Genomic DNA, 21,426 nt, shown 5'->3' on the forward strand with positions numbered 1-21,426 from the left:
GTCGGCGGGCCCGGCCGTTCCTGCGTCAGCAGGTCATCCCGAAGGAATGCGGAACTCGAACAGGGGACGGTCCCACGGCACGGCGGGCGGATTCGCGAGCACGGTCCCGGTCCGTACCGCACCGACGCGGTGGTAAAAGTCCTCCGCGGGAACATGCGACACGACCCTGAGACGGTCGATCCCGGCGGCGCGGGCCTCGGCCAGCATGTGCGCGACGAGCATCCGTCCGCACCCCGTCCCTGCACGTCGTCGGCGACGAACAGCAGGTCGAGCTCCGGGGGCGCAAGGACGAGCGAGTAGAACCCGAGGACCCGGCCGCCGTACTCGTCGGCGCCGACGGCCACATAGGCGCAGTGGGCCTCGATGTAATCAGCACCGACCCGGTAGCCCGCAACTGCGGCTGCGTACTTCCCCTCGTAAGCGCTGGAGCCACGCACGAGCCGCGTGAGCCGCTTGGCGTCTCCCGCGACGGCCCTCCGTATGGTGATCGGCAGGCTGATCCGGGAAGTGCGTGAACTCATCGGGACAGTATTTCGCACCGGGGAGCGCCCTCGTGCGGTGGGTCGGCTGCTCCCGCACCGCTCCCAGCAGTCTCCTCACCACGTGGTTCTGCACCAGCCTTCGGACCCTCAGGCGTCGAGCGCGTCGATCAGGGCCTTGGTCACGTCCTCCGTCGTGGACGTGCCGCCGACGTCGCGAGTGAGAATGCCCGCCGCGGTGGTGACCTCGATCGCCTTGTTCAGGCGGGCCGCCTGCTCCGGCAGGCCGAAGTGCTCCAGCATCAGCGCGGCACACCAGTGCTGGGCTTCTCCCTGGGAAACGTACTGGCTCGCGTCGCCGGACGACTTGAGGGTCGCCGGGTCGGCATGGACGCCGTCACCGAGGCGGAAGATATTGATCGCCACCTGCACCTGCACCTGCACCGCCGGTGCCACGGTTTCGCCGATACGCGCGGCCTGTTCGGCTCGTCCGTCGGCCGGGGTTTGCGTCATTGCTGGACCTATCGGTACCGGCGCAGGGCAGGGACGTGTCGTTCAGGTACCCGGGCACCTCGGCCATCCGTACCTTTTCGCCGCCGGCCTCTACGGCGCGTGTCACGGGGCAGCGACGGTGGCCGACTTAATGTGCCAGTTGGACGCGGCAGCCTCGCAGGCACCTGCGGCGCACATGTCGCACCGTCTCGCCTACGAGCCCTCCCCTCCGGTCAGCCATCCGACTCGGACGGCGCAGTGCCAGCCGAGCCGGGTCGGAGCATGGCCTGGTAGAGGGCTTCATGGTCGGGTGAGGCGGGCAGCGGGCCGCGGGCCGGGCCCTCGAAGGACTGGATCAGCAGGGCCACGACGCGTCGCCAGGCGTCGGGCGCGGCGGTGCCGGTGGCGTTGACGACTCCGGCGTTGGCCATGTGCACCAGCACCAGGTCCGAAGGGTCGAAGTCCTCCCGCAGACGGCCGGTCGCCTTGGCGCGGCCGATGAGCTCGACCATGCCCTCGTACGCTTCGTTGCGACGGCGTTCCAGGGCCTTGGCGGAGGGGAACGTCGTCGTCAGCACGTCGGCGAAGCCGTAGTCGGCAGCCTGCATCGCGCAGGCGGTCTCGACGTAGCCGACGAAGCCCTGCCAGGGGTCGGGGTCGTCGAGGGCGGCGGTGACCGCGTCGGCGTAGGCGGTCATGCGGTCGATGAAGACGGCGTCGACCAGTTCCTCCTTCGTGGGGAAGCGCCGGAACATGGTGGCGATCCCCACGCCTGCCTCGCGGGCCACGGACGCCATGGAGGCGTTGAGGCCGTCCCGCGCGAAAACGGTGCGCGCGGCAGCGATGATCCGTTCCCGGTTGCGCTCGGCGTCGCTGCGCAGGGGTTGGACGGCAGGGTCGGGATGCTGGTCGCCAGGAGTCATACCGGCCAGTCTAGCAATCGGATTGCCCTATCCAGTTTGAGTGGTACGGTGGGGGCAGCGAAACGGAATGCCATATCCGGATCTTGAATCGGATAGGCCTTTCCGGATATCTGTGCTCCTAGTCCGCCAGTCGCTTAATCCGCCATAAGAAAGGGATCGTTGTGACCAGCATCGCCATCATCGGGGCCGGCCCCAAGCTCGGCCTGGCCATCGCCCGCACCTTCGGCTCCCAGGGCCTCGACGTCGCCCTGATCTCCCGCAACCGCGAGAATCTCGACGGCCTCGTCAACACCCTCACCGCCGAGGGCATCACCGCCGCCGCCTTCCCGGCGGACGTCCTTGACCGCGACGCCCTCACCCAGGCCCTCAAGGACGCCGCCACCCAGTTCGGCGGCATCGACGTCCTGGAGTACTCCCCCGTCGCGGGCCTCACCACCACGATGGTCAGCCCCTCCGAGACCGAACCGGCCAACGTACAGCACGAGATCGAGTTCCAGCTCTACGGCGCCATCACCGCCACCAAGGCCGTACTCCCGGCGATGCGGGAGGCCGGCTCGGGCACCCTCCTCTACACCACCGGCGCCGGCTCCATCGACCCCGTGCCCCAGGTCGGCAACATCAACGCCGCCGCCGCGGCACTGCGCAACTGGGCGATCAACCTCCACAAGGAACTGGACGGCACCGGCATCCAGTCCGCCCACATCGGCATCGACGTCTCGATCGGCACCCCGGCCGTCCCCGGCTTCCCGACCGCCCAGCCCGAGGAGATCTCCCCCGTCTACTGGGACCTCCACACGACCAAGCGCGACCAGGCCGAACTCGTCTTCTGCCTTTAGAACAACGGGCCCCACTCCCGCCCCCGACGCCGTCACGGCACGGCGTCGGGGGTCGCGTCAGGACCGGCTCCGCCAGGAGCAGGCGGCCGTTCCCCTCACCGGTACGGGGACGGTGAGCACGGCGCCGGAGGCCGTGATCGGGTCGGGCACGCCGGGGCGGGCCGTGGTGACGTAGAGGCGGTGGTCGGTGGGGTGGAGGCACACCGACGTGGGGTGCGGGGCGGGGACGCCCAGGGTGTGCAGCAGGTGGCCGTCGGGGTGGTAGCGGCGGACCTCGCCGGCACCCCATATCGCGACCCACAGGCAGCCCTCCTCGTCGACGGTCATCCCGTCGGGGCTTCCTTCACCGTCGCCGAGGCGGACGAAGCTCTCCGGGCCGCCGGACAGGTCGCCGGAGACGGGATCGACACGGCAGCGGAGGATGGTGCCGGCGGCCGAGTCGGCGAGGTACATGGTCGTGCCGTCGGCGCTGAAGGCGGGCCCGTTGGCGATGGTCAGCCCGTCGAGGACGCGTACGACCGTGCCGTCGGGGTCGGTTCGGTAGAGCGAGCCCGCGCCCGGGGTGCCGTCGTAGGCCATGCTGCCCGCCCAGAAACGGCCGGCCGGGTCGGCGACGCCGTCGTTCATCCGGCTGCGGACCGGGGTGCGGTCCTCGGGGCGGTCCAGCCACTCCAGGGCGCCGTCGGCGGTGAGCAACGCGACGCCGGTGCCCGCGGCGGCGATCCACACGTCCGGCTCGCCGCTCACCGGGGCGACGGCGCCCAACGGGACATCGATCTGGGCGAGTTGGCGTGGGTCCGAGGCGCCGGTGCCGTCGCGCAGTTCGTAAAGCCGGCCGGCGAGGATGTCGACGTACACATACCGGCCGTCGACCCAGCGGCCGCCCTCGGCGAGTTCGTACCAGCCGCCCACAACGACCGTGACGGTCGCTGCCGTGAAAGTCATGAGTCGCCTCTCTTCGGTCAGCGGACGGTCGTGCCGTCGGGTTCGTCGAACAGTCCGAGTTCGTCGCGCGTGGGGAGCCCTTCCCAGTCGCCCCGGGTGGCGACCGCGAAGGCCGCGGTGGTGACGGCCCGGTCCAGACGGGCCGGGACGTCCGCGCCGTCGAGGAGTCCGGACAGGTATCCGGCCACGAAGGCATCGCCCGCGCCGACCAGGTCGACGGCGTCGACCCGCTGCGCGGCGCGGTCGGTTGTTCCGTCGGCGGTGACGGCCGTCGCGCCGTGTGCGCCGCGTTTGACGATCACCTCTTGGATGCCCGCGTCCAACAGGCTCTTCACGGCCTCCGATTCACCTGCCTCGGGCTGTTGCAGCACCAGCGGCAACTCGTCCTCGGAGGCGACGAGCAGGTCGGTGTGGGCGAGCAGCGGCCTGAGGGCGGCGCGGGCGTGATCGGCTGTCCACAGTCTGGAGCGGTAGTTGACGTCGAGGCATACGGTGATGCCGGCGTCGTGGGCGGCCGTGGCGGCGGCCAGGACGGTCTCGGCGGCCGACGGACCGAGCGCCGGGGTGATGCCGGTCAGGTGCAGGACGCGGGATCCGGCGGCCAGTGCGGGCAGTACGTCGGCCGGTGTGACGGCCGAACCCGCCGAACCCGCGCGGTAGTAGCTGACGCGGGTCAGCGTGCCCAGGCGGGGTTCGGTCAGCAGGAGTCCCGTGGGCCGGCCGCTGTCGTCGGTGACCGCGTGGTCGAGGTCGACGCCCTCGGCGCGCAGGGTGCGCAGGACCAGGGCACCGAGTTCGTCCGCGCCGACCCTCCCGGCCCAGCTCACCCGATGCCCGAGCCGGGCAAGGCCGATGGCGACGTTGGACTCGGCTCCCGCCACGGAGAGGCCGAGGCTGCCGCCCATCCGCAGGGCACCGCGGGCACGCAGCGCCGCCATGGTCTCGCCGAAGGTCACCACCTCGGGAGGCGCGAGCATGGTCACGGCGTCTCCCCAGCGGCCACCTTGCAGAACTCGGCCGCACGGACCCGGAGTTGACCGAGGTCTCCGCCGTCGGCCGCGTCCCCGACGAGGGGTGAGCCGACGCCCACGGCAAGGGCTCCCCGGTCCAGATAGTCGCGGGCAGCCTGTGCGTCCACTCCCCCGACGGGCACGAAGGGCACCTCGGGGAACGGGTCGCGCAGGGCCCGCAGATAGCCGGGGCCGCCGAGGGAGCCTGGGAAGAGTTTGACCGCGTCGGCGCCGCGTGCGAGGGCGGCTTCGATCTCGCTGGGTGTCAGGGCGCCCATCAGCACGGGCACTCCGTACTGGGCCAGATCGTCGACCAGTGCCGGGGTGACGAGGTACGACGCCCCGGCCTCGACCGCGCGGGCCGCGTCCGCCGCAGAGCGCACCGTACCGGCGCCGAGGAGGGCGTCGCGGCCGAGCGCGGCGCGGGCCTGCCCGATCACGGTCAGGGCGTCGGCGGTGGTCAGCGATATCTCGACGGCGGCGATGCCCACGTCCACGAGGGTGCGCACGGTGCGCAGGGCGGCGACGGGGTCCTTGCCCCGGACGATCGCCAGCAGGCGGTGGTGTCTGAGGGTTTCCACCAGGTTCATGAAAGCGGGCTCTCCTTGCGGGTTCGGTTCAGGGGCGGTGGCTGCGCGGCCCTCACAATCGGCGGCGGCTGCGCGGCCCTCACCATCGGCGGCTGCGCGGCCCTCACCATTCGGTGAACGCGCCGTCGGAGCCGCGCCAGACGGGGTTGCGCCAGCGGTGCCCGGTCTCTGCGGCCCGGCGAACGGCCTTCTCGTCGATGTCGACGCCGAGTCCGGGCCGGGGGCTCGCGACGGCGTGTCCATCCTGGAACCGGAAGGGTTCGGGGTCCATCACGTACTCCAGCAGGTCGCACTGCTGGTTGTAGTGGATGCCCATGCTCTGTTCCTGAATGAGGAAGTTCGGCACGGAGAAGGCGATCTGGAGACTCGCCGCCAGGGCGATCGGGCCGAGGGGGCAGTGCGGGGCCAGGGCGACGTCGTACGTCTCGGCCATGGCGGCGATGCGGCGGACCTCGGAGATGCCGCCGGCGTGCGAGAGGTCAGGCTGGGCGACGGCGATGCCGCTGGCCATGACTTCGCGGAAGTCCCAGCGGGAGTACAGGCGTTCGCCGGTGGCGAGCGGGATGCTCGTGGACTCCACCAGGCTGCGCAGGTGGCTGGAGTACTCCGGCCGGACGGGTTCCTCGACGAACAGCGGGTGCAGCGGCTCCAGTTGGGGCAGCAGCCGACGGGACATGGCGGTGGAGGCCCGGCCGTGGAAGTCGACGGCGATGTCCCGCTCGTCGCCCAGCACCTCGCGGACGGCCGCGACGCGTTCGACGACCTCGGAGGTGCGGGCCGGGGTGTCGATCGGGGCGAGTTCGGCGGAGGCGTTCATCTTGACGGCGGTGAAGCCCGCCTTCATCTGCTCCTCGGCGAGTTCGGCCACATCGCCGGGGCGGTCACCGCCGATCCAGGCGTACATGCGGACGCGGTCGCGCACGGGGCCGCCGAGGAGGCGGTGGACGGGGACGCCGTAGGTCTTGCCCGCGATGTCCCACAGGGCCTGGTCGATGCCGGCGACGGCGCTGGAGAGGATGGGGCCGCCCCGGTAGAAGCCGCCCTTGGTGAGCACCTGCCAGCGGTCCTCGATGCGCAGCGGGTCCTGGCCGACGAGGTGGTCGGCCAGTTCGTGGACGGCGGCACGCACGGTGTCCGCGCGGCCCTCGATCACGGGCTCGCCCCAGCCGGTGATGCCCTCGTCGGTGGCCACGCGCAGGAACAGCCAGCGCGGGGCGACCAGGAAGGTCTCAAGTCCGGTTATTTTCAAGGTGCTTCCTCGGGGAGCGAGTGGGTCGCGAGTTCGTCGGGCTCGTCCTGGGCCTGGACCGCGGCCAGGTCGTGGGACGCCTGCGCGAGCAGTGACTCGACGGCGGCCACCGCCGCGTCTGGATCACCGGCCTCGACCGCCTCCAGCAGGTCCTGGTGCACGGGGATGGAGTCGGAGAAGTGCCGGGCCCCGTGCACGATCCGGTCGCGCACGCGCAGGCCGGCCTCGATGACGACCTCCATGCGGCTGAGCAGTTCGTTGTGCGCGGAGTCCAGCAGGGCGCGGTGGAAGGCCAGGTCGGCCTCGACCATCGCCTCCGCGTCCGTCCCGGCCGCCGCCATGGCGTCCAGGGCCCGGCGCAACGCGTCCAGGTCGGCGGGGGTACGGCGGGCCGCGGCGAGCCGGGCGCCGGCGGGCTCGACGATCGCGCGGACCTCGGCGAGGTCGTCCAGGAAGCCGTCGGTGGGGGCGCTGCTGCCCTGCCAGCGCAGCAGGTCGCTGTCGAGCAGGTTCCAGTCGGCGCGGGGCCGGATGGTCGTCCCGCGTTTCTGCTTGGACTCCAGGAGGCCCTTGGCCGCGAGGACGCGCAGTGCCTCGCGGACGACGGTCTTGCTGACGCCGAGTTCGGCCTCGAACTTGACCGGGTCCACGACGGAGCCCGGGGGGTAGTCGCCGCGGATGATGCGTCGGCCGAGTTCCTCCACCGCCTGGCCGTGCAGCCCCCTGCCGGGATGGGTCACCACGTTCTCCGTTTCCGTATCGGTCCTGATCGCGGATGGTGCGCCTGGTCCACCGCACGGTGGTCGCCGCTCACGAGGATTCCTTCATGACGCTCCATCCTCCGTCGACCACCAGACTCGCACCGGTCACGTAGGAGGCGTCCGGCGAGGCCAGAAAGGCGACGGCCGCGGCGACCTCTTCCGGCTGCCCGAACCGCTTGGCCGCCGTGGCCGCCACGCTGCGCTCCCGCTCGGAGTCCGGGATCCCCTCCCAGGCGGCGGTGAGGATGGGGCCGGGCAGCACGGTGTTGACTCGGATGTCGGGGCCGTATTCGACGGCCAGCTGGCGTCCCAGCGAGCACAGTGCGCCCTTCGCGGCGGCGTAGGCGGCGTGGCCCGGCAGTCCGATGACCGCGTGCACCGAGGAGGTGAGGACGACGGAGCCGGACACCTCGCGCAGCATCGCCGCGAAGGTCTTCATCCCGCGCCAGGCCGGCTTGAGCAGGACGGCCATCTGACCGTCCCATTCGGCCTCGCTCAGTTCGTGGGCCGCCTTGTTCAGCTGGGCGAAGGCGTTGCTGTGCAGCACGTCCAGCCGGCCGTGGTGTTCCTCGACGTGCCGGGCCAGGTTCTCCCAGTCGGCGGCCGAGGTCACGTCGCAGCGCACGTACTCCGCGCGTCCGCCGGTGTCCTCGATGCCCGCGACGAGCGTCTTGCCCGCCGTGTCGTCCACGTCCGTGACCACGACGGTCGCGCCCTCGTCGGCGAGCCTTCGCGCCGTGGCCGCGCCTATCCCGTGCGCCGCGCCAGTGATCACCGCCACGCGTCCCGCCATCCTGCGGCACTCCGTCATCGTGTGCGTCTCCCGTCCGATGCCTGCTGACGACACCCACCATAGCTCTTTCAATTAATTATGAATATATCTTGACGGGGTGGCGATGCCGCTCCGAAACTGACCGGCATGCAGCAGGCACCTTCAGTACGAAACTAGGAAGGACCCTCCTCCCATGAGCCGCACCACACCCCGCCGCAGAAGCCGGGGCGCCCTCGCAGTGGCCCTTGCCACCGTCTCCCTGGCCGTCTCCGCCTGCGGGGGTTCGACCGGTTCGAAGGACCCCGCGGTCCAGGCACCCGCCAAGCCCGGCCAGAAGGTCGACCTGCGCTTCTGGTCATGGGTTCCCGGTGTCGACAAGGCTGTCGACAAGTGGAACGCCACCCACCCGGACATCCACGTGAAGCTGGAGAAGATCCCGGCGGGCAGCAGCGGCGGCTACGCGAAGATGCGCGCCGCGCTCAAGAGCGGGAACGCTCCCGACCTGGCACAGGTGGAGTACCAGGAGGTCCCCTCGTTCCTGCTGGAGAACGGCCTGGTGAACCTGTCCCCGTACGGCGTGGACAAGGACCGGTCGAAGTTCGTGGACTGGCAGTGGCAGCAGGGAGTCTTCGACTCGAAGGTCTACGCGATCCCCCAGGCGTCCGGCCCGATGGGCCTGTTCTACCGCGCCGACCTGTTCAAGAAGTGGGGCATCGCACCGCCCGCCACCTGGGACGAGTTCGCCCAGGCCGCACAGAAGGTCCGCGACGCCGACCCGAAGGCCTACATCAGCACCTTCCCTCCCGGCAACTCGGCCTGGTTCACCGCACTCGCATGGCAGGCGGGCGCCAAGTGGTTCGGCGTCGACGGAGACACCTGGTCGGTGAACATCAACTCTCCGCAGACCCTCAAGGTCGCCGCCTTCTGGGACGAGATGCGCACCAAGAAACTGATCAAGACCGAGCCCGACTTCGCCAACGGCTGGTACAAGGACCTGCAGACCGGTGCCATCACCTCGTGGGTCAGTGCCCAGTGGGGCGACGCCATCATCAGCGGAAACGCTCCTCAGACCGCAGGCAAGTGGGCCGTGGCGCCCATGCCGCAGTGGACGAAGGGCGCGAACGCGTCCGCGAACTGGGGTGGTTCCTCCACGGCCGTCCTCAAGGGCGCCAAGCACATCCCCGAGGCCCTGAAGTTCGCCGAATGGCTCAACACCGACCCCGCGAGCGTCGACCTGCTGCTGCAGGGCGGATACGGCTGGCCCGCGGCGGCCGACGCGTACAAGGGCTCCTCGCTGGACAAGCCGTCGACGTTCTTCGGAGGCCAGAAGTACAACGAGGTCTTCGCGGAGGCGGACAAGAGCATCGACAACTCGTGGAAGTGGATACCGACGATCGACGCCACCTACCAGCACCTCAACGACGGCTTCCAGGCCGCTGTAGCGGGCAAGGGCACGTTCGTCTCCGCGGTCCAGCAGGCACAGAAGCAGACCGTCGAGGACCTGAAGAGGAAGGGTCTGAAGGTTTCCACCGGCCAGTGACCGCCTCCGGAGGGCGCGACACGGCCGCCGCCGTTCTCCCCTCCGGACTCCAGAAAGTACCCCGATGCTCACCCGCACCCGAGCGCCCCGCCGCCGCAGAAATCTGGCTCCCGTCGCCTTCGTCGCGCCGTTCCTCCTGCTGTTCCTCCTGACCTTCGCCGTCCCCATCGGCTACGCCGTCTACCAGAGCGTCATGGACGACGAGCACACCGGAGCCCTCGGGCTCGGCGGCACCCGCACCGTCTTCGTGGCGCTGCGCAACTACTCCGACGCGTTGTCCGACCACGCCTTCCTGCAGAGCATCGGTCGCGTACTGCTGTTCGCGGCCGTCCAGGTGCCGGTCATGGTCACGTTGGCCGCCGGGCTCGCGCTGCTGCTGGACACCGCCTCGGCCAGAGGCGTGCGGTTCTTCCGCGCCGCCTTCTTCCTGCCCTACGGCGTCCCGGGGGTCATCGCGTCCATCCTGTGGGGCTTCTTGTACGTTCCGGGCGTCAGCCCCCTCGTGGACGGCATGCGCCACCTGGGGGTGTCGGTCGACCTGCTGGGCGGACACACGGTCCTGTGGTCCATCGCGAACATCGTCACGTGGGAGTTCGCCGGCTACAACGTGCTCGTTCTCGTCGCCCAGTTGCGGACCATCCCCGCGGAGCTGTACGAGGCCGCCCGCATCGACGGCGCCAGCGCGTGGATGACGGTCCGGCACGTCAAGCTGCCGCTGCTGCGCCCGGCGCTGATCCTCACCACGGTCTTCACCATCATCGGCACGCTGCAACTGTTCGCGGAACCGCTGGTGCTCAAGCCCGTCTCATCGAGCATCGACAGCGCCTACACCCCCAACCTGAGCGCCTACAACGAGGCGTTCACCAACAACAACTACCACCTCGCCGCCGCCGAGGCGGTGCTGCTCGCCCTCGCCGCGTTCGTGCTCTCCTTCGGTTTTCTGCGGCTGATCAACAAGAGAGGTGGGGACGCGTGAGTCTCCAGACACCGGCCCGCACAGTCCCGCCAGGGGACGAGACGCCGGCCTCCGACGACGGCACGCCGCCGCGCGGCGGCGTCACCGGGGTCACCACGCGCAGCCGCATCCTGGTCACCGGCCTGCTCGTGGCAGCCGCCGGGTATTTCCTGCTCCCGGTCTACTGGCTGGTCGTGGCGTCCACCAAGTCCACCGGCGACCTGTTCGGCAGCTTCGGGTTGTGGTTCTCCCATCCCCGGTTCCTGAGCAACCTGCACCAGGTGGTCACCTACGACGATGCGATCTACCTGCGCTGGGCCGCCAACAGCCTGCTGTACGCGGGCGTCGGCGCGGCCGTGGCGACGCTGCTGGCCGCGATGTCCGGCTACGCGCTGGCCAAGTTCTCCTTCACCGGCCGTGACACGATCTTCAACATCGTGCTGGGTGGCGTCCTGATCCCCGCCACGGCACTGGCGCTGCCCATGTACCTGCTGTTCAGCAAGGCGGGCCTGGCCAACACGTACTGGGCCGTTCTGCTGCCGAGCTTCGTCAGCCCCTTCGGCGTGTACCTGTGCCGGATCTACGCCGCGGCGTCCATACCGGACGAACTGTTGGAGGCGGCCCGCATCGACGGCGCGGGAGAATTCCGCATCTTCAGGGTCGTTGCCCTGCGCATCATGACCCCCGCCCTGGTGACGATCTTCCTCTTCCAGTTCGTCGGCATCTGGAACAACTACTTCCTGCCGCTGGTCATGCTGTCCGACTCCAAGCTGTACCCCATCACCCTCGGTCTGACGTCGTGGCAGTCCTTCGCCGACCGCCAACCGCAGCTCTATCAGCTGACCGTGGGAGGCGCCTTCGTCTCCGTCGTCCCCCTGATGATCGCCATGGTGGCCCTGCAGCGCTTCTGGCGCAGCGGTCTGACGGAGGGCAGCGTAAAGGGGTGACCCGGTTGCAGCCCGGAGAAGCGCCGTGTCGTCGTACCGGTTGTCGCCGCACAACTCCCCGGCCAGTGAGTACCTCGCCGGTGGACACCACCCCGACCGTGTGGCCCGGTACGTCACTGCGAGGTACTCAGTTCGGTTGACGATGCCGGTGCGGCGCACACCCGTGCGCCGCGCCGGTCCCGTAGCACTCGGTCTGGACCTTGTCGATGTGGCTCAACACCAACACGCCGACTTCGGCCGGTTCGACAAGGTCATGGACCTCGCTCGGGCACTCCCCGCCACCGTGGTTGTCCCGGCTGCACCCGGAGATCCTTCCCGAGACCGCCGACGGCCGCTACCTGTGGCCCGGCGGACGCCAGCACTACTGCCCCTCCCGAAGGCGCCCAGGCGGTGGCCGAGTTCGGCTCCGGACCGCTGGCCCGGCAGCCGGCCGTCACCCGGCACTCCTTCGGCGAGGGACACGCGTGGTACCTCGCAACGCGTCTCGCGCCGGAGGCCATGCGCGCACTGACCGACGACGTCTGCCGTACGGCGAACACCGGCCCCGCAGACGACCGAACGATCACCGCAGAAAATGAACGGTCTGCACTGAGCGCCCGCGAGCAGAAGAGGGAGGGACGGATCGCCCTCCCCCTCCTGCCGTACCGCGTCAGGTCACCTGCCCCTGGGGTTCGCCTCACGGAACGCGTCATAAACGAGCTTGGGGCGTTCCTCGGCGAAGGTGAGCAGGCCCATCACGGAGATGCCGTTGTAGGCCTGGTTGTATCCGGCCCGCTCCTTGTAGTCCTTGAGGACCCAGTAGGTGAACCCGGCGACGAACTCGCTGCGCGCGCTCACCTGTGCCCAGTGCGCGGTGAAGCTCGCCGCCTGCCACTCCTCCGTGCCCTGCGTGGTGGCGGGCCCGTGGGTGCCGGCGATCGACCAGGTGCCGTTCTCGGTGATCAGGATCGGCTTGTCGGGGTACTTCGCGTGCACGGCGTCCAGCGTGGGGCCGAGGTCGGCGTCCTTGCCGTAGAAGTAGCCGAAGTACTCGTTGAACCCGATCACGTCGGCGAGGTCGAAGGCGGGGTCGTTGCTGGTGTTGGAGGCCCAGGTCACCGGGCGGGCGGTGAGGTCGACGGCCTTCACGGCCGCCTTGAGGTCGGCGAGCCAGGCCCGGTAGACCGGGGCGCCGTCGGCGTCGATCTCCGACTCGTTCTGCAGGCCCCAGAGGATGACCGAGGGGTGGTTGTGCTGGTTCCACGCCATGGTCAGGGCCAGGGCGCGGGCGAGGCCGTAGCGCTCGGTCTGGAGTTTCTCCTGGGCGGTGTTGAGCCACATCGTGTCGATGTCGTCCATCACCAGAACGCCGTGCGCGTCGGCCCAGTCGTAGACGTAGGGGTGGCGGTTGTAGACGCAGTTGCGGATGAAGTTGGCGCCCACTGCCGTGATGTGGCCCAGTTCCCGGTCGTACTCGGCCGGCGTCATCGCCCTGCCGTGCGCGGCCGTCTCCTCGTGCCAGTTGAGGCCCTTGAGGAAGAGCGGCTTGCCGTTCAGCCGCAACTGCGCGTCGGCAATGGTCAGTTCACGCACGCCGTACACGGTGGACAGGGTGTCCACCCGCGGGCCGGCGGACCTGCCAGCGCTCAGAGAGGCGCGGGCGGTGAGCGTGCGCGGCGAGGCGGGGCTCCAGCGCGGGGCACCGGGTATGCCGATCGCGACCCGTACGACGGCCGCCGATCGGGCGGCGATCCTGGCCGCGACCACGGTGGGACGACCGCCGCTCCCCCGGCCGGGGTCCAGGGTGAGCCGGCCGTCGAAGTCGGTGTCCCCGTGGTTCTCGACGACCGCACACGCCTCCAGCCGTCCGCCCGTGGCGGTCACGAGCAGTTTGGTGACGGTGGTCCGCGGGACCGCCTCGATCCAGGCGGAGCGGGTCAGTCCCGCGTAGGGCCAGTAGTCGACGGGCTTGTACGGCAGTTCGTGGTCGTCGGTGACCGGCTGCGCGGTCGGGGCCGTGTAGTCGGTGTAGCTCGCCCGCCGGAAGACCCGCACGGCGATCGTCTGCCGTCTTCCCGGCCGCAGCGCCCCTGCCACGGGGAGCGCGAAGGGCGAGTTGGCGCCCTCGTGCTTGCCGAGGTGGGTGCCGTCGACCCAGACCTCGGCGCTGTACCCGGCGGCGAGGAAGGCGATGCGCACATGCCGGGCACGCCAGGAGGCGGGTACGTCGACGGTGGTGCGGTACCAGGCGTACCCGTCGGCGAACGCCGTTCCCGTGCCGAACTCGGCGCTCTCCGAGCCGAAACCAGGGGTGTTCAGCAGATCCCAGGCCGCCGGGACGTCGATGTGGTCCCATGCCCGGTCGTCGTGGTGGGGGGACTGCCAGCCCTCGTCGAGTCCCTGGTCGGCGGGGTCGAAGCGGAAGCGCCACCGCTTGTCCAGGGACAGGTAGTCGCGGGTGGGCTCCTGGGTGCGCCAGCCGTCGAAGGCGGGAAGCACGGTGCCGTACTGGAAGACGACGTTGGTACCGCCGACTTCGCGCACATGAGTGCCGGAGGGCTCGGTGGCCGGATGGGGGTCGAGCACCGGGCCGCTCGCGGCGACGGCCGCACGGTCCGCCGCTTGCGCTGTCTCGGGCCAGGCCGGTAGGGCGACGACGGCGGCAGCGCCCAGGGCCGTGACGACGGTGCGCCGGGTGGGGTGGGTGGTTTCGGTCATGGCACATGAGCCTGGGCAGCCCCGCCACCCCTGTCAAGGATTATTCATAAATAATGAATTGAGCTAGCGTGACCCCATGACCACATCGCACCTCGCGACGACAAGCGCGACCACGGACCGACTGGCCATCACCCTGTGGGACTTCAGCTGGTACACGCAGGCAGGACCGGGCGAGCCCTTCGCCGATATCGACCGCGCCTTCGCCGAGACGGTGGACCGGGGCTTCAACACCGTGCGGATCTGCGCCATGCCCTTCCTGCTGTTCTCCGGACGCGTCCAGGATCCCGAGTCCATCCAGGTCCGCGGCCTGGGCGGGGACTTCGGACAGCGCACCCGCTGGTACGACGTGCGCGGCGGCTATCCGCTGGACGGCCACCGGCGCCTCGTCGAGCTGTTCGAGGCGGCGGCCCGCCACGACTGCAAGGTGATCGTGTCCTCCTGGGAGTACCAGCAGTCCCCGAGCTTCGCCGACACGGACTCCTGGCACCGCGCCCTGGCGGAGGTGCCCGGCCCGGACCGCGCCGAAGCGGTGGCCGCAGCACTCGCCGACCTGCTGGACTTCCTCACCGAGCGCGGTCTGGACGGTCCCGTCGCCTACGTCGAGGTCCACAACGAGGTCGACAACTGCGACCTGGTACCGGCCGACGGCACGCCTGGCCACTACGCCCGGCTGCGCGGCCCCCTCGAACGCGCGGTGAAGCTGCTCCAGGCACGCCACCCCGCCGTCCACGTGACCTACTCGCTGGGCGAGCCCTGGCCCGACGAACTCGACGACCTGCCCGAGCAGGCGCAGCTCGCGCACTTCCACTTCTACGTCTACGGCGTGCTCGGCGCGCTGTACGAGGCGGTGGGCCTCGGCCACGGCACCGAGGCGGCCCCCGACACGGCCACCTGGCCCACCGCCGAACTGGCCGCCATGCTGCGCCCCGACGCGCCCGCCTTCGCCGACTACCAGCCGGACGAGCCCTGGCGGCTGGCGGCCACGGGGATTCCGCGCGAACTGTTCTACGCGCACGACTGGGTCGACCCGGACCGCTGGGACCTGTGGCTCTACGAGAACTACGCGGCGCACCGGCAGAGCATGCGGGACACGCTGGCCCAGTGGGTCGACTCCGCCGCCGAGTTCGCCCGCCGCCGGGGCGTCCCGGCCGTCCTCGGTGAAGGCGTCGTGGGCTACACGCCGCTGCTGACACGCTTCGAGGAGGACGCCGTCGGCAAGGACATCGCGGAGTTCGTCGTCGACCGCTGCCTCGCCGCGGGTTTCCACGGCACCGTCCTGACCTCCAACGCGGCCCCGCACCACCCCATGTGGCACACCGATCGGGACTGGATGCGGCGGGTCAACTCCCGGATCACCGCGGGCTGAACGCGCCGGGGCGAACCGGTGTGCGGCCGACGGGACGCTCACCGGATCGCCCTTTCCGTTTTTTGGTGGTAGCGTAACGGTAAATCGGAACACCCTATCCGGATCAAGAAATGGATAGGTGGTTCCGGTTATTTCCGGGCGTGCATCTTCCCCGAGCGCCCCCTCCACGCCTGTGCGAAAGGACCCCCATGACCAGCATGTCGTTCGCCGACGCGGCACGCATCTGCCTCACCGCCAAGTACGCCACGTTCTCCGGTCGCGCCCGGCGCGCGGAGTACTGGTGGTTCTCAGTGGTGTACATGATCGCCGCCGTCGTGATCGCCGCGATCTGCCTCGCGGCCGACAGCGTGCTGCCCGGCATCCTCCTCCTGCTGTTCATCGTGCCCATGCTCAGCGTCTCCGTGCGCCGACTGCACGACACCGGCAGGTCGGGCTGGAGGATGCTCATCGCCCTGATTCCCGTGGCCGGGCCGATCCTCTACCTCGTGGGCATGACGGTGGACAGCGTCCCGGCCGCCAACGAGTACGGCCCCTCCCCCAAGGCCGTCGGCCAGCCCGTCGGCTGAGCCGACGCCTTGGTTCCCCAGTCGGCCCGAGGGCCAACCGATCAGGAGATGCGGCGCGGACGGTAGCTCGCGGCTTCGGCGGGGTCCCCCTCGCCGTCGCACGGGGCCTCACCGAGGATCACCTCGGGGGCCTTGCCAACTAGAGCGGAACCCATGTGTGTCGGGTTCTGGAGTTCTCGAACCTGGATGTGAGGTGGCGTTGTGAAAGCCGTGGGTTTCACCGAGTTCGGCGGCCCGGAGGTCATGCGGGTACTGGAACTTCCGAAGCCGCACGCAGGACCGGGGCAGGTGCGGATCAAGGTGGCCGCCGCCGCTGTGCACCCGTCCGATGCGAACGCGCGGCTCGGGATCATAGCCAAGTACAGCCCCGACCTGTTCCCGCTCGCCGAGGCGTACGTGGTGGGGTGGGACGCGGCCGGGGTCATCGATGAGGTCGGCGACGGAGTGCCCAGGGAGCTGGCGGTGGGCGCCGAAGTGGTCGCCCTGCTGGAGCCGAAACTGGCGCTCGGCGCGCAGGCGGAGTACGTAGTGGCATCCGCGGAGTCGGTGGTGCGCGCACCGACGGGCACCGATCCGGCGGCGGCATCGACTCTGCTGATGAACGGGCTGACCGCGCGGATGGCGCTGGAGGCCCTGGAGCTGACGGTGATCGCCGACGCGGCGGAGAAGGACCGGGATCTCGTCACCCGCTTGGGCGCCGACCACGTACTCCCGCGCGGGGACGGACTCGCCGAACGGGTCCGGGAGCTGCGTCCCGGCGGCACGGACGGGGTCGTCGACAGCGCGGTGATGAACGAAGCGGTCGCCGCAGCAGTACGTGACGGCGGACGCATCGCGACGGTTCAGGGGTTCACCGGCAGCACGGACCGCGCTGTGCGCTGGTGCCCCGTGTTCGTGTACGACCGGCTCCGGGACACCGAAGCCCTGGCGGAACTGGGCGACCAGGCCGAGTGGGGGATCCTCACCCTGCGCGTCGCGGTGACGTTTCCGATCGAACAGGCGGGAGAGGCGCAGCGGCTCCTGGAGGCCGGCGGCGTACGGGGGCGTCCCGTACTGCTGTTCTGAGCCCCGTCGCGTTCGGCTTGCCGTTGCCGTCCAGGACGCGACCGGAGACGACGAGCGGGGTGCCGGGCTCGTCGGGGCGCATCGGCAGGGTGCCGGGGTTGTCGATGCGCTGGGAGCCGGGAAGGCAGGTGGGGCTGTTGACGTCCTCGGAGGGCGTGTAGCCGTCCTGGCCGCCCTGGAAGATCTCGCTGCACAGCAGCATGGCGACCAGCGCCAGGGGGGGGCACCGGTGGCCGTCTGGATCTGCTGCAGCACATCGGTGACAGCGTTGAGGTCGTCGAATGTGAGTCCCTCCTCGTCACGCAGACGGGCCAGGGCGTCCCTGAACGCCTCGACCTGGCGTACCGCCGACGTAGGACGGATCTGTGGTCGTGGGTCATCGCGTCTTCTCCTTCAAGGCGGGGAGAGTGAGGTCAGGCATCGGCCGCCGAGGGTGTGAGCGCCGGTGGGGGTCGACACCGCGGTGTGGGGCGGTTGCCGCCGAGGGCTTCCGGGCGGATGGTGCGTGCCGGTCGTCACGAGTCCGCAAATTGCTCGCCGAAGAACGCCTCGATCCGGTGCCAGGCGTCGGCGGCGGATTCGGGCTCGGGTCCGATGCCGGCGACACGGATGAGGGGGCGCAACAGGCGGGGGGCGTTGTCGGCGTCGTTGAGGAAGGAGTGCGCGCCGGCCGGGTACTCCTTCACGTCGTGCGGCACGTCTGCCGCGAGGGTGGATTCAAGTCTGGCCGCGGCCCCTTTGAACATGCGGTCGGCGGCCGCCGTAACTGGCACCGAGAAAGCCGGAACGGATACGGCCGGTGGCGAGCTTGTCCGTGGGGTTGGTGATGCGGGCGGTGGTGTAGTCAAGTGCCGAACCGGTGACGGCCTCGGTCATGCCCTTCATCTCGGCCAGCGCGTTGGGGAACATCAGACCGGCCATGACGGGCAGAACCTTGTGCCCTGGCCACGCCCTCGCTGGGGTGCCGACGCGGTGATCAGCGCGCTCGGCCCGTCCCTGAAACGGTCCAGGTGACCGACGGAACGCGTTCCGTCGTGCAGATCATGGAGGCGCGGCAGATCACCCGCTTCATCGGCAGGGCGGTGACCTCGTGGTCGTCATCCAGGAGCCGCTGGACGACGAGGCGGCCGATGGCGCCGGTCGCGCCGAAGACGCTGACACGCATCAGGAGTTGGTTCCTCGCGGTGGGGTCAGAAGCTGTAGGGGCCGAAGCGGCCCCAGGCCACCAGGACGGCCAGAATCAGCAGGACGGCGTTGAAGGCGATGGCACCGGGTTCCTTACGGCGGGCGTGGGTGTTCGCGGCCAGCACCATCACCACGGCAAGGCCGGTCGCGGCCAGGGGAGTCAGCACGGGGGCGATGTCGGTGGCCGCGGGCAGGATCAGGCCGAGCGCGGCCACGAACTCCAGGATGCCGATGAAACGGACGGTTCCCTGGGAGAAGTCGGCCGTCCAGGGCAGCTGGCCGACCAGTTTCTCCTTGGGCTGGGTGGACTTCATGACACCGGCCATGGCGAACATGGCGGCCAGGACGGCCGCCACTATCCACAAGAAGACGTTCACGTACGGATTTCCTTGTCAGGGGGACGGGAGGGGAGGGAGGCGGTGGACTGCTCCCGGGAGCGGGGTGGGCGGGCCGGTCAGGCGCTGAAGACGGCCTCGGCGCGGTCGCGCTTTTCGTACAGGTCCCAGTACAGGGGTGCGATCTCGTCGGACGTGGCCGTCGGGAAGCCCTCCGGGCCACCCTCGCCGATCCAGACGCCGATCGCCACGTGCGCGGCGTGCACGCCGCTGCCGGCCAGTTCCTTGTTCAGGTTGATCACCCAGTTGCGCAGCGCCGCCTGGGCCGCGTTGACATTGCCGAGCATCGGCAATGGGTCCACGGAACCGCCACCGGTGGTGAACAGCAGTGTTCCGGCACCGGCCTCCCGCATCGCGGGCAGGACTGCCTTAGCGGCCGTGATGGCGCCGTAGAGGTTGTACTCGAGCTGCGGCTGCAGATTGTCCACCGTGGCCTCGGAAGGTGCGGCCAGGGAGTGACCGGGCACCGGGGAGTGCGGAGCCGGTGAGTACTCCAGTACGTCGATGGCGCCGAAGCGGGCCTTCACGGCGTCCAGGGCTGCGGTCAGGGAGGGCCGGTCGAGGACGTCGGCGGGGAACGCCTCGGCGGTGATGCCCTCCTGGCCGAGCTGGTCGACCAGCGTCTGGAGCTTCTCCTTGGTGCGGGCGATCAGGGCGACGTCGAAGCCGCGGCTGCCGAAGCTGCGGGCGATGGCCAGGCCCATGCCGGGGCCGGCGCCGATGATGGCGATCGTGGGCATGCGGGACTCTCTTCCGGGACGGATGGGCGCTTCAGGAGCGGGTGACGGCGATCTTGCCGGGGGTGCCGGAGGTGAAGGCGGTGAACGCCTCCGCGGCCCGCTCCAGCGGGTAGGTCGCGGTGACCGGCACCCGCAAGGAGCCTGAGGTGACCTGCTCGGCCAGGGCGGTCAGAGTCGCCGGGTTCGGGTCGGCCATGATCGTGTGGACGGTGACGTCCAGGCCCTTCACGGCGTCCTGGGTCAGGCCGAGGGGTGAGGCGATCCCACCGCCCGGTCGCAGCAGACCGGCGAGCTCGGCGCCGTCACCCGCCAGGTGCAGCACCGCGTCAACGCCGTCCGGGGCGATCGCCCGGACCTGGGCCTGCAGATCGCCGGTGAAGTCGACCACGTGGACCTCGGCGTCGGTGCCGGTCAGGCCGGTGACGAAGTCGGTCTGGGCGCCGGGGCGAGCGGTGGCGATCACCTTCGCGCCGCGGGCCGCGGCGAGTTGCACGGCCAGCGACCCCACGCCGCCGCCGGCACCCGAGATCAGCACCGTCTGGCCCTCGGTCAGGGCCACGGCGTTCAGGCTGTCCACCGCGGTCGCCCCCGCCACGCCCAGCGCGCCCGCGTCCGCCACGGCCAGGCCCTCGGGGATCGGGACGACTCGGTATCCGGCGGACACGGTGACGTACTCGGCGAGCGACCCGGCGCCCAGGAATGGCTTCGTCACGACGCCGAAGACCGCGTCACCGACCGCGAAGCCCTCCACGCCCGCGCCGAGCGCCTCGACGGTGCCCGCGAAGTCCCCTCCGAGCACCAGCGGGAAGCGGTGCTCCATCATTCCCTGCAGGTAGCCCGCGGCGACGGCCACGTCGAAGCCGTTCACCGAGGAGGCGGCCACCTTCACCAGCAGTTCTCCGGCTTCGGGGCGGGGAGTGTCCACCTCACCCACAGCCGGGTTCGCCGGAACCGAGTCCAAAGCGACAGCACGCATGACATCACCTCTGTATAAGTGGACCGGCCTTCCCGGTTCCATCCGTGCCGAGCGTACAACAGAAGTGGCCCGGCCGTTCCACTTGGTTAGAGTGGGTGCATGACCTCCGCACCTTCCGACCACACTCAGGACCGGCAGCCCGAAGCCAGACTGCGCGCCGACGCCGAGCGCAACCGCGATCTCATCCTGGTCGCCGCCCGACGCCTCTTCGCCACCGAAGGGCTCGGCGTCTCCATGGCCTCCGTCGCCCGCGAAGCAGGCGTCGGCAAAGCCACGCTCAGCCGACGCTTCGCCACCCGGGACGAACTCATCAACGCCGTCTTCGCCGACCGCATGGATGCCTACGCCGGCGCCGTCGCCAAGGCGCTCGACGACCCCGACCCCTGGCAGGGCTTCACCGGCTACATCCACGCCGTCTGCGCCATGCAGGCCGCCGACCGCGGCTTCGCCGACGTCCTGACCATGTCCTTCCCGGCCGCCAAGGCGCTGGAGGCCCGGCGCACCGAGTCGTACAACGCGTTCCTCGAACTCATCGCCCGCGCCCGGAACAGCGGCCACCTCCGCAACGACTTCGTCCCCGAGGACCTCGTCATCCTGCAGATGGCCAACGCCGGCGTCATCGCCGCCGCCGGCGACGACGCACCCGACACCTGGCGCCGTCTCGTCGGCCACATGCTCCGCTCCTACGCCGCCCCCGGCGCACCGATCCCCGCGGTGCCCGAAGCCCCGGCACCCACCGCCCTGTTCCGCGCCATGATCCGCCTCGCCCGGACCGGCCCGGGCTCCGCGTAGGCGGGCGGCTCTCGCGCTGCCGTCACCTGGCTGAGAGGAACCGTCACACGACGCCTGCCGGGTTCATGCCGTGGCGTGGCGGATCGTCCCGAGAGCCGCTCACCGCTGTCACCAATGCCCAGCACGCGCTCCCCCGGACGGCCGA

At 70.2% G+C, this 21,426-nt stretch carries 23 protein-coding genes and 3 pseudogenes; 10 read left to right on the forward strand and 16 right to left on the reverse strand.

Going from position 1 to position 21,426, the window contains the following annotated elements:
* Positions 1–33: 33 nt before the first annotated feature.
* The 3 genes and pseudogenes from ABZT93_RS38710 to ABZT93_RS38720 form a co-directional block, all read right to left on the reverse strand.
* Positions 34–521, reverse strand: a pseudogene (locus ABZT93_RS38710) (GNAT family N-acetyltransferase).
* A 108-nt stretch (positions 522–629) separates the two neighbouring features.
* Positions 630–992: an isocitrate/isopropylmalate family dehydrogenase gene (locus tag ABZT93_RS38715; protein ID WP_356113530.1), complete on the reverse strand. Its 363-nt coding sequence runs from the start codon at positions 990–992 to the stop codon at positions 630–632.
* A 212-nt stretch (positions 993–1,204) separates the two neighbouring features.
* On the reverse strand, positions 1,205–1,894 hold the full coding sequence (locus ABZT93_RS38720; protein WP_356113531.1) for a TetR/AcrR family transcriptional regulator: 690 nt from the start codon (positions 1,892–1,894) through the stop codon (positions 1,205–1,207).
* A 161-nt stretch (positions 1,895–2,055) separates the two neighbouring features.
* Here ABZT93_RS38720 and ABZT93_RS38725 point away from each other — a divergent pair, with 161 nt between their 5' ends.
* Positions 2,056–2,730 (forward strand): SDR family NAD(P)-dependent oxidoreductase, encoded by a 675-nt coding sequence (locus tag ABZT93_RS38725; protein ID WP_356113533.1) that lies wholly within the window; start codon positions 2,056–2,058, stop codon positions 2,728–2,730.
* Between the two features lie 57 nt (positions 2,731–2,787).
* Here ABZT93_RS38725 and ABZT93_RS38730 read toward each other — a convergent pair whose 3' ends face one another.
* From ABZT93_RS38730 to ABZT93_RS38755, 6 genes are all read right to left on the reverse strand, one after another.
* Positions 2,788–3,675 (reverse strand): SMP-30/gluconolactonase/LRE family protein, encoded by an 888-nt coding sequence (locus ABZT93_RS38730; RefSeq protein ID WP_356113535.1) that lies wholly within the window; start codon positions 3,673–3,675, stop codon positions 2,788–2,790.
* 17 nt (positions 3,676–3,692) lie between these two features.
* Positions 3,693–4,652: a sugar kinase gene (locus ABZT93_RS38735; protein ID WP_356113581.1), complete on the reverse strand. Its 960-nt coding sequence runs from the start codon at positions 4,650–4,652 to the stop codon at positions 3,693–3,695.
* Between the two features lie 2 nt (positions 4,653–4,654).
* The gene (locus ABZT93_RS38740) at positions 4,655–5,275 is read right to left on the reverse strand and encodes a bifunctional 4-hydroxy-2-oxoglutarate aldolase/2-dehydro-3-deoxy-phosphogluconate aldolase (RefSeq protein WP_356113536.1); all 621 of its coding nucleotides are present in this window, start codon (positions 5,273–5,275) and stop codon (positions 4,655–4,657) included.
* A gap of 103 nt (positions 5,276–5,378) precedes the next feature.
* The gene (gene dgoD, locus ABZT93_RS38745; protein ID WP_356113537.1) at positions 5,379–6,524 is read right to left on the reverse strand and encodes a galactonate dehydratase; all 1,146 of its coding nucleotides are present in this window, start codon (positions 6,522–6,524) and stop codon (positions 5,379–5,381) included.
* Entirely contained in the window at positions 6,521–7,267 is a 747-nt protein-coding gene (locus tag ABZT93_RS38750; protein WP_356113539.1) for a FadR/GntR family transcriptional regulator, read from the reverse strand. The genes dgoD and ABZT93_RS38750 overlap by 4 nt, the downstream gene beginning before the upstream one ends.
* Positions 7,268–7,334: 67 nt before the next feature.
* Positions 7,335–8,078: an SDR family oxidoreductase gene (locus ABZT93_RS38755; RefSeq protein WP_356113542.1), complete on the reverse strand. Its 744-nt coding sequence runs from the start codon at positions 8,076–8,078 to the stop codon at positions 7,335–7,337.
* Between the two features lie 172 nt (positions 8,079–8,250).
* Between ABZT93_RS38755 and ABZT93_RS38760 the strand changes: the two genes are divergently transcribed.
* The 5 genes and pseudogenes from ABZT93_RS38760 to ABZT93_RS38780 form a co-directional block, all read left to right on the forward strand.
* Positions 8,251–9,597, forward strand: coding sequence for an extracellular solute-binding protein (locus ABZT93_RS38760; RefSeq protein ID WP_356113544.1), 1,347 nt, complete (start codon positions 8,251–8,253; stop codon positions 9,595–9,597).
* A 64-nt stretch (positions 9,598–9,661) separates the two neighbouring features.
* Positions 9,662–10,573 carry a sugar ABC transporter permease gene (locus tag ABZT93_RS38765; RefSeq protein WP_356113546.1) on the forward strand — a complete coding sequence of 304 codons (912 nt, stop codon included), beginning with the start codon at positions 9,662–9,664 and terminating at the stop codon, positions 10,571–10,573.
* Positions 10,570–11,499 carry a carbohydrate ABC transporter permease gene (locus ABZT93_RS38770; RefSeq protein ID WP_356113548.1) on the forward strand — a complete coding sequence of 310 codons (930 nt, stop codon included), beginning with the start codon at positions 10,570–10,572 and terminating at the stop codon, positions 11,497–11,499. Before ABZT93_RS38765 ends, ABZT93_RS38770 begins: the two co-directional genes overlap by 4 nt.
* A 206-nt stretch (positions 11,500–11,705) precedes the next feature.
* Positions 11,706–11,828 (forward strand): annotated as a pseudogene (locus ABZT93_RS38775) (hypothetical protein); the annotation flags it as partial.
* Between the two features lie 61 nt (positions 11,829–11,889).
* Positions 11,890–11,970: pseudogene (locus ABZT93_RS38780) on the forward strand (hypothetical protein); the annotation flags it as partial.
* 183 nt (positions 11,971–12,153) lie between these two features.
* On the opposite strand, the gene ABZT93_RS38785 reads toward ABZT93_RS38780, so the two are convergent.
* Positions 12,154–14,196 (reverse strand): glycoside hydrolase family 2 TIM barrel-domain containing protein, encoded by a 2,043-nt coding sequence (locus tag ABZT93_RS38785; protein ID WP_356113549.1) that lies wholly within the window; start codon positions 14,194–14,196, stop codon positions 12,154–12,156.
* A gap of 76 nt (positions 14,197–14,272) precedes the next feature.
* Between ABZT93_RS38785 and ABZT93_RS38790 the strand changes: the two genes are divergently transcribed.
* The 3 genes from ABZT93_RS38790 to ABZT93_RS38800 all read left to right on the forward strand — a co-directional run bounded on the left by ABZT93_RS38790 (position 14,273) and on the right by ABZT93_RS38800 (position 17,193).
* Complete coding sequence (locus ABZT93_RS38790) at positions 14,273–15,562, forward strand: cellulase-like family protein (protein ID WP_356113551.1); 1,290 nt, start codon at positions 14,273–14,275, stop codon at positions 15,560–15,562.
* A 188-nt stretch (positions 15,563–15,750) separates the two neighbouring features.
* Entirely contained in the window at positions 15,751–16,128 is a 378-nt protein-coding gene (locus tag ABZT93_RS38795) for a DUF805 domain-containing protein (RefSeq protein WP_356113553.1), read from the forward strand.
* A gap of 201 nt (positions 16,129–16,329) precedes the next feature.
* The gene (locus tag ABZT93_RS38800) at positions 16,330–17,193 is read left to right on the forward strand and encodes an NADP-dependent oxidoreductase (RefSeq protein ID WP_356113556.1); all 864 of its coding nucleotides are present in this window, start codon (positions 16,330–16,332) and stop codon (positions 17,191–17,193) included.
* Between the two features lie 515 nt (positions 17,194–17,708).
* Here the strand turns inward: ABZT93_RS38800 and ABZT93_RS38805 are convergent.
* From ABZT93_RS38805 to ABZT93_RS38830, 6 genes are all read right to left on the reverse strand, one after another.
* Complete coding sequence (locus ABZT93_RS38805) at positions 17,709–17,966, reverse strand: dienelactone hydrolase family protein (RefSeq protein WP_356113558.1); 258 nt, start codon at positions 17,964–17,966, stop codon at positions 17,709–17,711.
* Positions 17,911–18,114 (reverse strand): hypothetical protein, encoded by a 204-nt coding sequence (locus ABZT93_RS38810; protein WP_356113560.1) that lies wholly within the window; start codon positions 18,112–18,114, stop codon positions 17,911–17,913. Before ABZT93_RS38810 ends, ABZT93_RS38805 begins: the two co-directional genes overlap by 56 nt.
* Positions 18,115–18,169: 55 nt before the next feature.
* A complete protein-coding gene (locus ABZT93_RS38815; RefSeq protein WP_356113562.1) occupies positions 18,170–18,358 on the reverse strand; it encodes an NmrA family NAD(P)-binding protein in 189 nt (62 codons plus the stop codon).
* 25 nt (positions 18,359–18,383) lie between these two features.
* Positions 18,384–18,755 (reverse strand): DoxX family protein, encoded by a 372-nt coding sequence (locus ABZT93_RS38820; protein WP_356113564.1) that lies wholly within the window; start codon positions 18,753–18,755, stop codon positions 18,384–18,386.
* A 77-nt stretch (positions 18,756–18,832) separates the two neighbouring features.
* Positions 18,833–19,513 (reverse strand): SDR family NAD(P)-dependent oxidoreductase, encoded by a 681-nt coding sequence (locus ABZT93_RS38825; RefSeq protein ID WP_356113566.1) that lies wholly within the window; start codon positions 19,511–19,513, stop codon positions 18,833–18,835.
* 31 nt (positions 19,514–19,544) lie between these two features.
* Complete coding sequence (locus ABZT93_RS38830) at positions 19,545–20,489, reverse strand: NADP-dependent oxidoreductase (protein ID WP_356113568.1); 945 nt, start codon at positions 20,487–20,489, stop codon at positions 19,545–19,547.
* A 99-nt stretch (positions 20,490–20,588) separates the two neighbouring features.
* Between ABZT93_RS38830 and ABZT93_RS38835 the strand changes: the two genes are divergently transcribed.
* Positions 20,589–21,281, forward strand: coding sequence for a helix-turn-helix domain-containing protein (locus ABZT93_RS38835; RefSeq protein WP_356113570.1), 693 nt, complete (start codon positions 20,589–20,591; stop codon positions 21,279–21,281).
* Positions 21,282–21,426 lie beyond the last annotated feature (145 nt).

This window comes from Streptomyces sp. NPDC005303, assembly GCF_040607335.1.
GTDB lineage: Bacteria > Actinomycetota > Actinomycetes > Streptomycetales > Streptomycetaceae > Streptomyces.

Bases quoted from the DNA above. Each gene is read 5' to 3' on its own strand.
- ABZT93_RS38715 (WP_356113530.1), bottom strand. From the start codon at position 992: ATGACGCAAACCCCGGCCGACGGACGAGCCGAACAGGCCGCGCGTATC.
- ABZT93_RS38720 (WP_356113531.1), bottom strand. From the start codon at position 1,894: ATGACTCCTGGCGACCAGCATCCCGACCCTGCCGTCCAACCCCTGCGC.
- ABZT93_RS38730 (WP_356113535.1), bottom strand. From the start codon at position 3,675: ATGACTTTCACGGCAGCGACCGTCACGGTCGTTGTGGGCGGCTGGTAC.
- ABZT93_RS38735 (WP_356113581.1), bottom strand. From the start codon at position 4,652: ATGCTCGCGCCTCCCGAGGTGGTGACCTTCGGCGAGACCATGGCGGCG.
- ABZT93_RS38740 (WP_356113536.1), bottom strand. From the start codon at position 5,275: ATGAACCTGGTGGAAACCCTCAGACACCACCGCCTGCTGGCGATCGTC.
- ABZT93_RS38755 (WP_356113542.1), bottom strand. From the start codon at position 8,078: ATGGCGGGACGCGTGGCGGTGATCACTGGCGCGGCGCACGGGATAGGC.
- ABZT93_RS38760 (WP_356113544.1), top strand. From the start codon at position 8,251: ATGAGCCGCACCACACCCCGCCGCAGAAGCCGGGGCGCCCTCGCAGTG.
- ABZT93_RS38765 (WP_356113546.1), top strand. From the start codon at position 9,662: ATGCTCACCCGCACCCGAGCGCCCCGCCGCCGCAGAAATCTGGCTCCC.
- ABZT93_RS38785 (WP_356113549.1), bottom strand. From the start codon at position 14,196: ATGACCGAAACCACCCACCCCACCCGGCGCACCGTCGTCACGGCCCTG.
- ABZT93_RS38790 (WP_356113551.1), top strand. From the start codon at position 14,273: ATGACCACATCGCACCTCGCGACGACAAGCGCGACCACGGACCGACTG.
- ABZT93_RS38795 (WP_356113553.1), top strand. From the start codon at position 15,751: ATGACCAGCATGTCGTTCGCCGACGCGGCACGCATCTGCCTCACCGCC.
- ABZT93_RS38810 (WP_356113560.1), bottom strand. From the start codon at position 18,114: ATGGCCGGTCTGATGTTCCCCAACGCGCTGGCCGAGATGAAGGGCATG.
- ABZT93_RS38815 (WP_356113562.1), bottom strand. From the start codon at position 18,358: ATGCGTGTCAGCGTCTTCGGCGCGACCGGCGCCATCGGCCGCCTCGTC.
- ABZT93_RS38825 (WP_356113566.1), bottom strand. From the start codon at position 19,513: ATGCCCACGATCGCCATCATCGGCGCCGGCCCCGGCATGGGCCTGGCC.
- ABZT93_RS38830 (WP_356113568.1), bottom strand. From the start codon at position 20,489: ATGCGTGCTGTCGCTTTGGACTCGGTTCCGGCGAACCCGGCTGTGGGT.
- ABZT93_RS38835 (WP_356113570.1), top strand. From the start codon at position 20,589: ATGACCTCCGCACCTTCCGACCACACTCAGGACCGGCAGCCCGAAGCC.